At 73.4% G+C, this 11,733-nt stretch carries 12 protein-coding genes; 6 read left to right on the top strand and 6 right to left on the bottom strand.

Annotation, left to right across the window (positions count from 1 at the left end):
• Nucleotides 1-769: SDR family oxidoreductase (locus tag ACSNOG_RS02025; protein WP_436750746.1), on the top strand; the 769-nt coding region annotated here is incomplete at its 5' end.
• A gap of 64 nt (nt 770-833) precedes the next feature.
• On the opposite strand, the gene ACSNOG_RS02020 is transcribed toward ACSNOG_RS02025, so the two are convergent.
• The 4 genes from ACSNOG_RS02020 to ACSNOG_RS02005 form a co-directional block, all read right to left on the bottom strand.
• Nucleotides 834-1,223: a VOC family protein gene (locus ACSNOG_RS02020; protein ID WP_436750745.1), complete on the bottom strand. Its 390-nt coding sequence runs from the start codon at nt 1,221-1,223 to the stop codon at nt 834-836.
• Nucleotides 1,224-1,408: 185 nt separating this feature from the next.
• Nucleotides 1,409-2,068 carry an MBL fold metallo-hydrolase gene (locus ACSNOG_RS02015; protein WP_436750744.1) on the bottom strand — a complete coding sequence of 220 codons (660 nt, stop codon included), beginning with the start codon at nt 2,066-2,068 and terminating at the stop codon, nt 1,409-1,411.
• The gene (locus tag ACSNOG_RS02010) at nt 2,065-3,150 is read right to left on the bottom strand and encodes an S-(hydroxymethyl)mycothiol dehydrogenase (RefSeq protein WP_436750743.1); all 1,086 of its coding nucleotides are present in this window, start codon (nt 3,148-3,150) and stop codon (nt 2,065-2,067) included. The genes ACSNOG_RS02015 and ACSNOG_RS02010 overlap by 4 nt, the downstream gene beginning before the upstream one ends.
• A gap of 136 nt (nt 3,151-3,286) precedes the next feature.
• Nucleotides 3,287-4,165 carry a LysR family transcriptional regulator gene (locus ACSNOG_RS02005; RefSeq protein ID WP_436750742.1) on the bottom strand — a complete coding sequence of 293 codons (879 nt, stop codon included), beginning with the start codon at nt 4,163-4,165 and terminating at the stop codon, nt 3,287-3,289.
• Between the two features lie 302 nt (nt 4,166-4,467).
• On the opposite strand from ACSNOG_RS02005, the gene ACSNOG_RS02000 reads away from it, so the two are divergent.
• Nucleotides 4,468-5,019, top strand: a complete 552-nt coding sequence (locus ACSNOG_RS02000; RefSeq protein WP_436750741.1) for a hypothetical protein — start codon at nt 4,468-4,470, stop codon at nt 5,017-5,019.
• Nucleotides 5,020-5,131: 112 nt separating this feature from the next.
• Here ACSNOG_RS02000 and ACSNOG_RS01995 read toward each other — a convergent pair whose 3' ends face one another.
• Both ACSNOG_RS01995 and ACSNOG_RS01990 read right to left on the bottom strand, forming a co-directional pair.
• Nucleotides 5,132-5,869: a dienelactone hydrolase family protein gene (locus ACSNOG_RS01995; protein ID WP_436750740.1), complete on the bottom strand. Its 738-nt coding sequence runs from the start codon at nt 5,867-5,869 to the stop codon at nt 5,132-5,134.
• Nucleotides 5,870-6,033: 164 nt separating this feature from the next.
• Nucleotides 6,034-6,552 carry a hypothetical protein gene (locus tag ACSNOG_RS01990; RefSeq protein ID WP_436750739.1) on the bottom strand — a complete coding sequence of 173 codons (519 nt, stop codon included), beginning with the start codon at nt 6,550-6,552 and terminating at the stop codon, nt 6,034-6,036.
• Nucleotides 6,553-6,702: 150 nt separating this feature from the next.
• On the opposite strand from ACSNOG_RS01990, the gene ACSNOG_RS01985 reads away from it, so the two are divergent.
• The 4 genes from ACSNOG_RS01985 (at nt 6,703) to ACSNOG_RS01970 (ending at nt 11,707) form a co-directional block, all read left to right on the top strand.
• On the top strand, nt 6,703-7,455 hold the full coding sequence (locus ACSNOG_RS01985; RefSeq protein WP_436750738.1) for an HAD family hydrolase: 753 nt from the start codon (nt 6,703-6,705) through the stop codon (nt 7,453-7,455).
• Nucleotides 7,452-9,836, top strand: a complete 2,385-nt coding sequence (locus tag ACSNOG_RS01980) for a glycoside hydrolase family 65 protein (RefSeq protein ID WP_436750737.1) — start codon at nt 7,452-7,454, stop codon at nt 9,834-9,836. Before ACSNOG_RS01985 ends, ACSNOG_RS01980 begins: the two co-directional genes overlap by 4 nt.
• A gap of 58 nt (nt 9,837-9,894) precedes the next feature.
• Entirely contained in the window at nt 9,895-11,133 is a 1,239-nt protein-coding gene (locus ACSNOG_RS01975) for a MalY/PatB family protein (protein WP_436750736.1), read from the top strand.
• A 136-nt stretch (nt 11,134-11,269) separates the two neighbouring features.
• Complete coding sequence (locus tag ACSNOG_RS01970) at nt 11,270-11,707, top strand: Rrf2 family transcriptional regulator (protein ID WP_436750735.1); 438 nt, start codon at nt 11,270-11,272, stop codon at nt 11,705-11,707.
• Nucleotides 11,708-11,733: the final 26 nt, after the last annotated feature.

Raw genomic sequence — 11,733 nt, 5'->3', positions numbered from 1 at the left:
CGCCCCCGCCCTCGCTCCCGACTCCGTCACCCCGCACTCCGCCACCGGGCACGAAGCGCTCGCCGGCCGCGACGTCGTCATCGTCGGCGGCGGCTCGGGCATCGGCCTGGAGGTCGCGCGCCGCGCCGCCGCGGCCGGGGCGCGCGTCGTGCTCGGCGGGCGGAGCGAGGAGAAGCTCGCCACGGCCGCGCGGTCGCTGGGGGACCGGGGCAGCTGGGCAGTGGTGGACACCACCGACAAGGAGTCGCTGGCCCGCTTCTTCGACGGCATCGACCGGATCGACCACCTCTTCACCCCGGCCGCCTCCTACCGGGTGGGCCCCATGCGCGAGTTGAGCGACACCGACGCCGAGAGCCCGTTCGTGTCGAAGTTCTGGGGCCAGTACCACGCCGTCAAGTGCGCGGCGCCCAAGCTCACGGAGGACGCCTCCGTCGTGCTGATGTCCGGCGCCGCGAGCGTACGCCCCCCGGCCGCCGCACCCGCCTACGTCGCCTGCAACGCGGCGATCGAGGGACTCGGCCGCGGGCTCGCCGTGGAGCTGGCGCCCGTGCGCGTCAACGTCGTCTCGCCCGGCACGGTCGACGGCAACCTGTGGGCGCAGCGCCCGGCCGAGGTGCGCGAGGCGAGCTTCGCGCAGTACGGCAGGGACAGCCTGCTGCGCCGGCCCGGGACGGAGGGCGAGATCGCCGCCGCGGTGCTCTTCCTCTTCACGAACACCTTCATGACCGGCTCGACGCTCTATCCGGACGGCGGGTACGCCCTGCGCTGAGTGCGCCGAATGGGCGGGGGCCCCGGGCCGTTCCCGGCCGGGGGCCCCGTTCGCTCACCCGGTGCTACGAGCCGCTGCCGAGCGGGCGGGTCAGCACCTCCATGTAGTGACCGGACGGGTCGGGAAAGTAGACGCCCCGTCCGCCGTCGTTGTGGTTGATCTCGTTCGGCCGGGTGCGGAACGGATCGGCCCAGTACGGCAGTCCGGCGTCCTTGATCCGCGCGAAGATGCCGTCGAAGTCCTCCTCCGGCACCAGGAACGCGTAGTGCTGCGGGGCGATCTCCTCGGGCCGGTCGCTGGTGGCGAAGTCCAGCGCGACGCCGTTTCCGGTGACGACGGGGACGAACGGCCCCATCTCCGGCGCGACCTCCAGGCCCAGGATGTGCGCCAGGAACTCGGCGGACTCCTTCTTGTCCCGGGAACGAACGATGGTGTGGTTCAACTCGACTGACACGATGCAATGCCTCCACAGGCATCTCCCGGACACCGGCCCCGCTCCCACCCGGATGGTGAAAGCGACCGGTGCCCGAAACGACCATAATCAGCCGTCCGCCGCGATGTCATGGGGCTTCGGACCTACTCCGGCCCGGTCCGGCCTACTCCGGAGGACCGGTCCGCAGACCGGTCCGCAGACCTGCGTCAGTGCCCGCGCGCGATCCACTCCGGCAGCGCCGGTGCCTCCCCGTCGACCGTCGTGTTCTCCCCGTGGCCCGTGCGCACCACCGTGCCCGGCGGGAGCGACAGCAGCCGCTTGCGGATCGAGTCGATGATGGTGGGGAAGTCCGAGAAGGACCGCCCTGTCGCGCCCGGCCCGCCGTGGAAGAGCGTGTCGCCGGTGAAGACCGTGCCCAGCGCCGGGGCGTAGAGGCAGACGCCGCCGGGGCTGTGGCCGGGGGTGTGCAGCACCGTCAGCTCCACGCCCGCCACGGACAGCACCCGGCCGTCCGTCAGGTCCCCGTCGGGCGCCGTCTCCGGGTGGGTCTGATCCCACAGCACCCGGTCGTCCGGGTGGAGCAGGACCGGGGCGCCCGTGCGCGCCGCGAGCGCGGGCGCCGCGTCGATGTGGTCGTTGTGCGCGTGGGTGCACAGGATCGCGACGAGCCGGCGGTCGCCGACCGCCGCCGCGATCGCCTCGGCGTCGTGGGCCGCGTCGATGACGACGGCCTCCCGGTCGTCACCCACGATCCAGACGTTGTTGTCGACCTCCCAGACACCGCCGTCCAGGGCGAACACCCCGGAGGTGATCAGGTGTTCGACGCGGGCCTTCCCGCCCTCGGGCGCCGTCTCCGCCGCGGTCACAGCAGCACCACCGAGCGCAGCACCTCACCCTTCTCCATCCGGTGGAACGCCTCCTCCACCTCGTCCAGCGCGATCGTCTCGCTGACGAACGCGTCGAGGTCGAGACGGCCCTGCAGGTAGAGGTCGATCAGCAGGGGGAAGTCCCGGGAGGGCAGGCAGTCGCCGTACCACGAGGACTTCAGCGCACCGCCGCGTCCGAAGACGTCCAGCAGCGGCAGCTCCAGCTTCATCTCCGGCGTGGGCACGCCCACCAGCACCACGGTCCCGGCCAGGTCGCGCGCGTAGAAGGCCTGGCGGTACGTCTCCGGCCGGCCGACCGCGTCGATGACGACGTCGGCGCCGAAGCCCCCGGTCAGCGACCGGATCGCCTCGACGGCGTCCACGGAGGAGGAGTTGACGGTGTGCGTGGCCCCCAGGCCCTTGGCCTGCTCCAGCTTGGCGTCGGAGAGGTCCACCGCGATGATCTTCGCGGCGCCGGCCAGCCGGGCCCCGGCGACCGCCGCGTTGCCCACGCCGCCGCAGCCGATGACCGCGACCGAGTCGCCCCGGCCCACCTGGCCGGTGTTGATCGCCGCGCCCAGGCCGGCCATCACGCCGCAGCCCAGCAGGCCGGCGGCCGCGGGCGCCGCGGCGGGGTCGACCTTGGTGCACTGCCCGGCCGCCACGAGCGTCTTCTCCGCGAACGCCCCGATGCCCAGCGCGGGCGAGAGCTCGGTGCCGTCCACCAGCGTCATCTTCTGCTGGGCGTTGTGCGTGTTGAAGCAGTACCAGGGACGGCCGCGCAGACACGCCCGGCACTGGCCGCAGACCGCGCGCCAGTTGAGGATCACGAAGTCGCCCGGGGCCACTTCGGTCACTCCGGCACCGACCGACTCCACCACGCCGGCGGCCTCGTGGCCGAGGAGGAAGGGGAATTCGTCGTTGATCCCGCCTTCCCGGTAGTGCAGGTCGGTGTGGCACACCCCGCACGCCTGGATCTTCACGACGGCCTCGCCCGGGCCGGGGTCCGGGACGAGGATCGTCTCGACCCGCACGGGATCGCCCTTGCCTCGTGCGATGACACCGCGTACTTCTTGCGCCATGGGGGTGCTGCCTTTCTCGGTGGTCGGATCTTGTGGTCGGACCGTCCCCCACTCTGCGGGGGAAAACGGTCCGTGTCCAACATCCCTGCCCGATCACATTCAGCAGTCCTGCTGATCAGTCAGGTGCCGGGCGTGCTCAGGCCTGCCGTTCCGTCATGGCCAGCAGCGCCCGCGCGGCCGCGGTCGGCTTGCCCGCCGCCGGCACGGCCACGGCCACCTTCCACAGCGTCGGCCCCTCCAGCGGCACCGCACTGAGCCCGCGCGCCTGCTCCTTGACCGTCACCGGGCGCGGCACGACCGCCGCGCCCAGGCCGCGCGAGACGAGGTCGAGGAGCGTGTAGACGTCGTTGACCTGCAGCGCGACCTTCCGGGCCACGCCCGCTTCGGCGAACGCGAGGTCCGCGGCCCGGCGGGCGCCCCAGTCCGGGTGGAGGTCCACGAACACCTCCCCGGCCAGCCGCGCCAGGGGCACCGGCCCGCTGAGCCCGGCCAGCGGGTGGTCCGCCCGGCACAGCAGCATCAGCGGCTCCTCCGCGACGGGCCGCAGCCGCACCCCCTCGTGGAGGCCGTCGTGCACGACGAACGCCACGTCGAGCTCACCGCGCCGCACCTGCTCCAGCAGCCGGCCCGAGCCCGCCTGCTCCATGTGCACCTCCACCTGCGGGTGCAGCGCGTGGAAGGAGGCCAGCAGCGCGGCGGCGTCGACCGTGCCCATGCACTGCTCGGTCCCCACCGAGAGCGTGCCGCCCATCAGCCCCTGCACCGCCGCGACGGCCTCCCGGGCCGCCGCCGCGCACGCCAGCGTCCGCCGCGCCTCCACGAGCAGCGCGCGCCCGGCGTCCGTGAGCCCCACCCGCCGCGTCGTCCGCAGGAACAGCTCGGCCCCCAGCTCCCGCTCCAAGGCCCGCACGGAGGCCGACACCCCCGACTGCGCCACCCGCAGCCGCTCCGCCGCGTGCGTGAAGTGCTGCTCCTCGGCGACGGCGACGAAGTGTTCGAGGTGTCTGAGTTCCATGATTCAGCATCGTAAGTGCTGGATCACGGCCTTCTCGCGGGGCCCGGAGGCCGTGCCGGGGGCGTGTGCCCCCGGCATCGCCGCTCTGGCCGGGAGAGGGTTCTTCCGGCGGGGCCCGTCGGCCATCTTCGGTTCCCGTCACACCCGCCCCAGCAGCGCTTCCCGGCCAACTCCTGCACCTGCGGAACCTGTGCCTCCCAGCCCACACCTGCTCCGGAGGCCTCAGCCGCCTTCTCGTGTGTGGCCGGTCCTCTCCCTGCGGTGCAGTCAGGACGCGAAGGGCCTGTCTACTCTCCCGGGCCATGCGCAGATCACTGCTCGGACGCCTCGGCGCGTCCGCCACCCTCGCCTCTGTCGTCGCCCTGACGGGCCTGGCCCAGCCGGCCTCCGCCGCCGACACCCCTCCGATGACGGTCACCGTCGACAAGGCGTCCGCGACGCCCGGGTCCACGGTCAGCATCACGCTGAAGTTCACCAACGACCAGTCCACGAACACCCAGTTCGTGTACCAGTCCATACAGCCGACGTGGGCCACCTCGCAGGACCCCGCGCTGAAGTACGCGTTCGCCTCCTGCACCGGCGACGTGACCAGCTGCAACGTCACGGGCAAGCAGAGCGGCTCGATGAACTACGCCGTGCCGATCCTCCCCGGCGCCAGCCGCACCGTGACCCTGACGTACAACGTCGCCGCCGACTCGGCGTGCGGCCCGAGCCGCCGCATCGAGTTCTACACCTACCTGTACTACGAGTACCAGGGCGGCCAGGCCAAGAAGGACGGCGTCAACTCGGTCGGCACCGACATCGCCTGCGCGACGCCGGGGGCCCTCGCGAAGACCGCCCGCACCGGGCACTGACCCACGCTGGACCCTCGCCGCACCAAGCCGTAGGTCCGGCCCGGCCAGGAGCGCGCCCTGGCCGGGCCCGGGCGCGCCCCCGCCGTCCGGCCCGTCCGTCCGGCTCGCCCGCTCAGTCCGCCGCCAAGTGCTCCGCGAAGAACGCCTCGATGCGCCGCCAGGCGTCCGCTGCCGCCGCCGGCTCCGGGCCGATGCCCATGACCGCGCGCATCACCGGACGCAGCAGGGGCGGCACGTTGTCGACGTGGTTGAGGAACGAGTGCCCCGCGCCGGGATAGACCTTGACGTCGTGCGGAACGCCCGCACGCTCCAGCGCCTTGCGCAGCGGCTCCGCGTACCCCCGGAACGCCCGGTCCTCGGCGCCGTAACTGGCGATCACCGGGCAGGCCCCCCGCATCGCCTCCTCCAGATCGTCCGGCGGACGCCCGTAGTTGGCCGCGGCCGCGTCATAGCCACCCCGCCCCGCCAGGACGAGCGCGTAGCCGCCGCCCATGCAGAACCCGATGACGCCGACCTTGCCCGTACAGCCGGGGTCGGCCAGCAGCCGCTGCCGGGCGGCCTCGATCTCCCCGAAGACCGGGCCGCGGCCGGACATCAGCGACCGCATCGCCGGCACCAGGCAGCGGTAGGGGGAGCGGCCGCGGTAGAGATCGGGCATCAGGGTCAGGTAACCCGCCTCGGCCATGCGCTCGTTGAGCCGCCGGTTGACCGCGTCGGCGCCCGCGGCCTCGAAGACGACGACCACGCCCGGGCGGGGCTCCTCCCCGGGCGGGCGCGCGAGATAGCCACGGAGCCCCGGGGCTCCGCCGTGCCGGACGCTGAGCTGTGACAGATCAACGAGTTCGGTCATCCCGTGACGTTATGTCAAGGAACCTTGTCTCCGCCATCGAACGCCGGCGCAGACGTAGCCGGACACCGGGGGCGGGGGCCTGCCGCGGGAAGCCCCCGTCGTGCCGGTCCCGGCGCCGGGACGGACCAGGCGCCGGGCACCGCAGTACGCCTACCCCCGGGGCCTCAGGCGCCCTCGGCCGGGGCCTGGTTCCAGGCGCCCGTGACCGCCGCGACCACCACCGAGCCGATGACGACCAGCCGGTGGGTCAGCGCGTCGAGCTGCTGGCGCTGGGCCGGGGGGAGGTGCCACTCCTCCCACCACGTCACCTGTTCCTGGGTGCGCGGCGCGGGCGACTCCGCCGCCCACGCGTCGCGCAGGTGCGCGGCGAGCGGCGCGACGGCGCGGGCGTGCTCGGCGTAGGCGGTGATCAGCGCGGTCATGTGGCTGGTCGGCAGGTGGGCGTACCACTGGTTGCGGACGTGCTCGGCGAGCGCCGCCACGTCCTCCAGCCACAGCACGTGCTGGGTGATCCACCCCTGGGGGTCGGTGCTGCGCGGCATGTCCGGCAGCAGGCGCGGCTCCACCGCGTCGCGGTGGGCGAGGAACGCACGGCCGAGGGCCAGCTCTTCCTCGTGAGGAATCCAGACGCGCTCGCCCAGGGCGACCGCGGCGGCATCGACAGCATCAACGGGATGGGTCATTTGATCACTTTACGGGTCTGAACGGAGCACTCCGCACCCGCCCGCCCGGGCGTACACGGCCTTCGGGTGGACGGGAGCGACTGCTGGGCGACGGGCGCAAGCGAGTGTATGCGCCGGGCGCACGCCCGTCCGACGGGGCATCATGGCCGCATGACGAGCCTCGGCCTTCCCGAGTCCATCCGCGCCTGTCTGTTCGACCTCGACGGCGTGCTCACCCGGACGGCGACCGTGCACGCGGCCGCCTGGAAGGAAATGTTCGACGCGTTCCTCAGAGCGCGGGACGGGGAGGGCTTCCGGCCCTTCGACGCGGTCGAGGACTACGACCGCTACGTGGACGGCATGCCCCGCGCCGACGGCGTGCGTTCGTTCCTCGCCTCACGGGGTATCCGGCTGCCCGAGGGAGATCCGGACGACCCGCCGGAGCGGGACACCGTCCAGGGCCTCGGGACCAGGAAGAACGCGATCGTCCTCGAGAAGATCAAGGAGATGGGCGTGGAGGCCTTCGAGGGCTCGGTGCGCTACGTGCACGCGGCCCGCGCCGCGGGCCTGCGCCGGGCCGTCGTCTCCTCCAGCGCCAACTGCCACGACGTGCTCGTGGCGGCGGGCATCGACGACCTCTTCGAGGTGCGGATCGACGGCGTGGTCGCCGCCGAGCGGCAGCTGCCCGGCAAGCCCCACCCGGACACGTTCCTGGAGGCGGCCCGGGAGCTGGGGGTGACCCCGGCTCAGGCGGCGGTCTACGAGGACGCGCTGGCGGGCATGGAGGCGGGCCGGGCGGGGGCCTTCGGCTACGTCGTCGGCGTCGATCGCGCCGGCCAGGCGGAGGCCCTGCGCAGCCACGGCGCGGACGTGGTCGTCCAGGATCTGGAGCAACTGCTGGGAGAGGCGGGCGAGCACACGTGATCACCCATCCGGCCTACGCCGTCGAGCCGTGGTGCCTGCGCGAGACCGAGCTGAACCTGGAGGTGCTGCCGCAGAGCGAGTCCGTCTTCGCCCTGGCCAACGGCCACATCGGCTGGCGCGGCAACCTGGACGAGGGCGAGCCGCACGGCCTGCCGGGCTCGTACCTGAACGGGGTGTACGAGCTGCGCCCGCTGCCGTACGCCGAGGCCGGGTACGGCTATCCGGAGTCCGGGCAGACGGTCATCGACGTCACCAACGGCAAGGTGATCCGGCTGCTCGTCGACGACGAGCCCTTCGACCTGCGCTACGGCCGGCTCGTCCACCACGAGCGGGTGCTGGACTTCCGCACCGGCCTGCTGGAGCGCACCGTGGAGTGGACGTCCCCCTCCGGCCGGACGGTGCGGGTGCGCTCGACGCGGCTGGTGTCCTTCAGCCAGCGGGCGGTCGCCGCCGTGGCCTACGAGGTCGAGCCGGTCGACGGCGACGCGCGGATCGTCCTGCAGTCGGAGCTGGTGGCCAACGAGCAGCTGCCCCGCACCGGCGGGGACCCCCGGGTGGCGGCGGTGCTGGAGTCGCCGCTCGTCCCCGAGGAGCACTCGGCCGAGGAGGGGGTGCTGCGCCTGGTGCACCGGACCCAGCGCAGCGGCCTGCGCGTGGCGACCGCCGCGGTCCACGCCGTGGACGGGCCCGAGGGCACGAAGACGTACTCGCGGAGCAGCGCGGACCTCAGCCGGTACACCGTCACCTCGGTGCTGCGGCCGGGGCAGCGGCTGCGGCTGGAGAAGACCGTCGCCTACGGCTGGTCGGGCGTCCGCTCGCTGCCGGCGATGCACGATCAGGTGGACGCGGCGCTGGCGGGCGCGACGAGCACCGGCTGGCGGGGGCTGGTCGCCGAGCAGGAGCAGTACCTGCGGGAGTTCTGGGAGCGCGCGGACGTCGAGGTCGACGGCGACGCCGAGATCCAGCAGGCCGTGCGGTTCGCGCTCTTCCACGTGCTGCAGGCGGGGGCGCGGGCGGAGTGCCGGGCCATCGCCGCCAAGGGGCTGACCGGCCCGGGCTACGACGGCCACAGCTTCTGGGACACCGAGACCTTCGTCCTGCCGGTGCTCACGTGCACCGCGCCCCTTGCGGCGGCCCAGCCGCTGCGGTGGCGCCACGCCACCCTGCCGGCGGCGCTCAACCGGGCCCAGCAGCTGGGGCTGAAGGGCGCCGCCTTCCCGTGGCGGACCCTCAACGGCGACGAGTGTTCGGCGTACTGGCCGGCCGGCACGGCGGCCTTCCACGTCAACGCCGACATCGCGGACGCCGTGGTGCGCTACCTGCTGGCCACGGGCGACACCACCTTCGAGCGGGAGGTCGGCCTGGAGCTGCTGGTCCACACGGCGCGCCTGTGGCGCTCCCTGGGCCACCACGACCACCAGGGCCGGTTCCACATCGACGGGGTGACGGGCCCCGACGAGTACAGCGCCATCGCCGACGACAACGTCTACACGAACCTGATGGCGCAGCAGAACCTGCGGGTGGCCGCGGACGTGGCCGAGCGCCAGCGCGACCTGGCCGCCGGCCTCGGCGTGGACGACGAGGAGACGGCGGCGTGGCGGGACGCGGCGGCGCGCATGGTGCTTCCCTACAACGAGGCGCTCGGCGTGCACGAGCAGTCCAACGGCTTCACCGGTCACCAGCTGTGGGACTTCGCAGGGACGTCACCCGAGCAGTACCCGCTGATGCTGCACTTCCCGTACTTCGACATCTACCGCAAGCAGGTGATCAAGCAGGCGGACCTCGTTCTTGCGATGTACCTGCGCGGGGACGCCTTCACCGAGGAGCAGAAGGCCCGGAACTTCGCCTACTACGAGCCGCTGACGGTGCGCGACTCCTCGCTGTCCGCCTGTGTCCAGGCCGTGATGGCGGCCGAGGTGGGCCAGCTGCGGCTGGCCTATGACTACCTCGGCGAGGCCGCGATGATGGACCTGTCCGACCTGGAGAGCAACACGCGCGACGGCGTGCACATCGCCTCCCTGGCGGGCACCTGGATCGCGCTGGTCGCGGGCTTCGGCGGGATGCGCCACTGCGACGGCACGGTCACCTTCGCGCCGAAGCTCCCGGAGCAGCTGGGCCGCCTGGCGTTCACGGTGCAGGTGCTGCAGCGCCGGCTGCGCGTCGAGATCAACGGGCAGAGCGCGACGTACGAGCTGGTGGACGGCGAGGCCCTGGAAGTCGAGCACTACGGGGAGCCGCTGAGGCTGGAGCGGGGCGCGGTCGTGAGCCGGAAGGTGCCGCACATCCCCGACACGCCCGCACCGGCACAGCCCGCGGGGCGGCAGCCGGCGCACCGCGGCTGGGCCCCGGGGAGGCAGGAGGGCGGGGCGGCGGAGATGTGAGGGACCGGTCCGAATGCCGCACTACCGGCCCCGCCCCCGCGTTCGGACAATGATCTGCATGTCCGATGACTGCATGTCCGATGACTGCGCGTCCGATGCCTTCCCGTCCGCCGGCCCAGCGTCCGCCGGCTCAGCGACCGGCGAGGGGGACAACCCTCTGCGCCGGCTCTCCCTCGACGAACTGCGGCGCCGTACGAGCGCGAAGTGGCGCACCTATCCGCCGGACGTCCTGCCGCTGTGGGTGGCCGAGATGGACGCGATGCCGGCCGGCGCGGTGACGCGGGCCCTCACCGGGGCGCTGGCCCTGGGCGATACGGGCTACCCCTCCGGGTCGGGGTACGCCGAGGCGCTGGACGCCTTCGCCAGGAAGCGCTGGGGCTGGGACGGCGTGGTCCCCGGGCGGACGGCGACCGTCGCGGACGTGATGCGCGGCTCGGTCGAGATGCTGAAGCTGGTGACCGGGCCGGGCGACGCCGTCGTCGTGAACCCTCCCGTCTACCCGCCGTTCTTCGGCTTCGTGGAGCACGAGGACCGGCGCGTGGTGGAGGCCCCGCTGGGCGCGGACGGGCGGCTGTGCACGAGCGCCCTGGAGGCGGCGTTCGCGCGGGCGACGGCGGGCGGGCGGCGGGCCGCGTACCTGCTGTGCAACCCGCACAACCCGACCGGCACGGTGCACACCCGCGCCGAGCTGACGGCGGTGGCGGAGCTCGCGAACGGCTACGGGATACGCGTCGTCGCCGACGAGATCCACGCGCCGCTGGTGCTGCCCGGCGCGCAGTACGTGCCGTACCTGTCGGTGCCCGGTGCCGAGGACGCCTTCTGCCTGCTGTCGGCCTCCAAGGCCTGGAACCTGGCGGGCCTCAAGGCGGCCGTCGCCGTCGCGGGCCCGGCCGCGGCGGACGACCTGGCCCGGCTGCCGCAGGTCGTCAGCCACGGCCCCAGCCACTTCGGGGTCGTGGCCCACACCGCGGCGCTGCGGGAGGGCGGCGGCTGGCTCGACGCCGTGCTGAGGGCGCTGGACGACAACCGGCGGCTGCTGGGCGAGCTGCTGGAGCACTACCTGCCGGACGTGCGCTACCTGCGCCCCCAGGGCACGTACCTGGCGTGGCTCGACTGCCGCGCGCTCGGGCTGGGCGACGACCCCGCGGCCGCCTTCCTGGAGCGCGGGCGGGTCGCGCTGAGCGGCGGCCTCCTCTTCGGCACCGGAGGGGCGGGGCACGTGCGGCTGAACTTCGCCGCCTCGCCCGAGGTGCTGACCGAGGCGGTGCGCCGGATGGCGGCGGCCGCGGGGCGGTGATCGCGGGACGGTGACCGCGGGGCGGTGATCGCCGGGCGCTGCCCGCCCGGCGAATTCGATCTTGACAACACCGGCGTCGTAACTGAAATAGTTACACCGCCGCCGGAGAACCGCCCGACGAATCGAGGAGGATCCGATGGCTGCGAACAGCCGGCTCACCGTGGCCGTCCACGTGCTCACCTGGATGGCGCTCGTGAAGGGCCGCGGCCGCGACGTGGTGACCTCGGATCAGGTCGCCGACAGCGTCAACACCAACCCGGTGGTCATCCGCAGGAGCCTGGGCGAGCTGCGCAAGGCCGGCCTGGTGGAGGCCCTGCACGGGGCCGGCGCGGGCTGGCGGCTGCTGCGCGAGGCGGACGGCATCACCTTGCTGGACGTCTACCGCGCGGTGGAGACCGAGCCGCTGTTCGCCCTCCACCGGGGGGAGCCCAACCAGAAGTGCCCGGTCGGCGCGGGCATCCGGCCGGCGCTGGAAGAGGTCTACGACGGGGCCGAGGCGGCCGTGCGCGGCGCCCTCGGCAGCACCTCGATCGCCGACGTCCTGCGGGACACGCTGGCCGGCCGGGCCGGCTGAGGGCCGGAGCACCGGCCGCACACGAA

The sequence above is a fragment of the Streptomyces sp. URMC 124 genome (assembly GCF_051386455.1).
In the GTDB taxonomy this organism is placed as follows: domain Bacteria; phylum Actinomycetota; class Actinomycetes; order Streptomycetales; family Streptomycetaceae; genus Streptomyces.
This window is presented reverse-complemented; position numbering and strand designations above follow the sequence as displayed.

Excerpts from the sequence above, each read along its gene's own strand:
- ACSNOG_RS02005 (WP_436750742.1), bottom strand. The coding sequence starts at position 4,165 with ATGGAACTCAGACACCTCGAACACTTCGTCGCCGTCGCCGAGGAGCAG.
- ACSNOG_RS01990 (WP_436750739.1), bottom strand. The coding sequence starts at position 6,552 with ATGACCCATCCCGTTGATGCTGTCGATGCCGCCGCGGTCGCCCTGGGC.
- ACSNOG_RS01995 (WP_436750740.1), bottom strand. The coding sequence starts at position 5,869 with ATGACCGAACTCGTTGATCTGTCACAGCTCAGCGTCCGGCACGGCGGA.
- ACSNOG_RS01975 (WP_436750736.1), top strand. The coding sequence starts at position 9,895 with ATGTCCGATGACTGCATGTCCGATGACTGCGCGTCCGATGCCTTCCCG.
- ACSNOG_RS02000 (WP_436750741.1), top strand. The coding sequence starts at position 4,468 with ATGCGCAGATCACTGCTCGGACGCCTCGGCGCGTCCGCCACCCTCGCC.
- ACSNOG_RS02010 (WP_436750743.1), bottom strand. The coding sequence starts at position 3,150 with ATGGCGCAAGAAGTACGCGGTGTCATCGCACGAGGCAAGGGCGATCCC.
- ACSNOG_RS01985 (WP_436750738.1), top strand. The coding sequence starts at position 6,703 with ATGACGAGCCTCGGCCTTCCCGAGTCCATCCGCGCCTGTCTGTTCGAC.
- ACSNOG_RS01970 (WP_436750735.1), top strand. The coding sequence starts at position 11,270 with ATGGCTGCGAACAGCCGGCTCACCGTGGCCGTCCACGTGCTCACCTGG.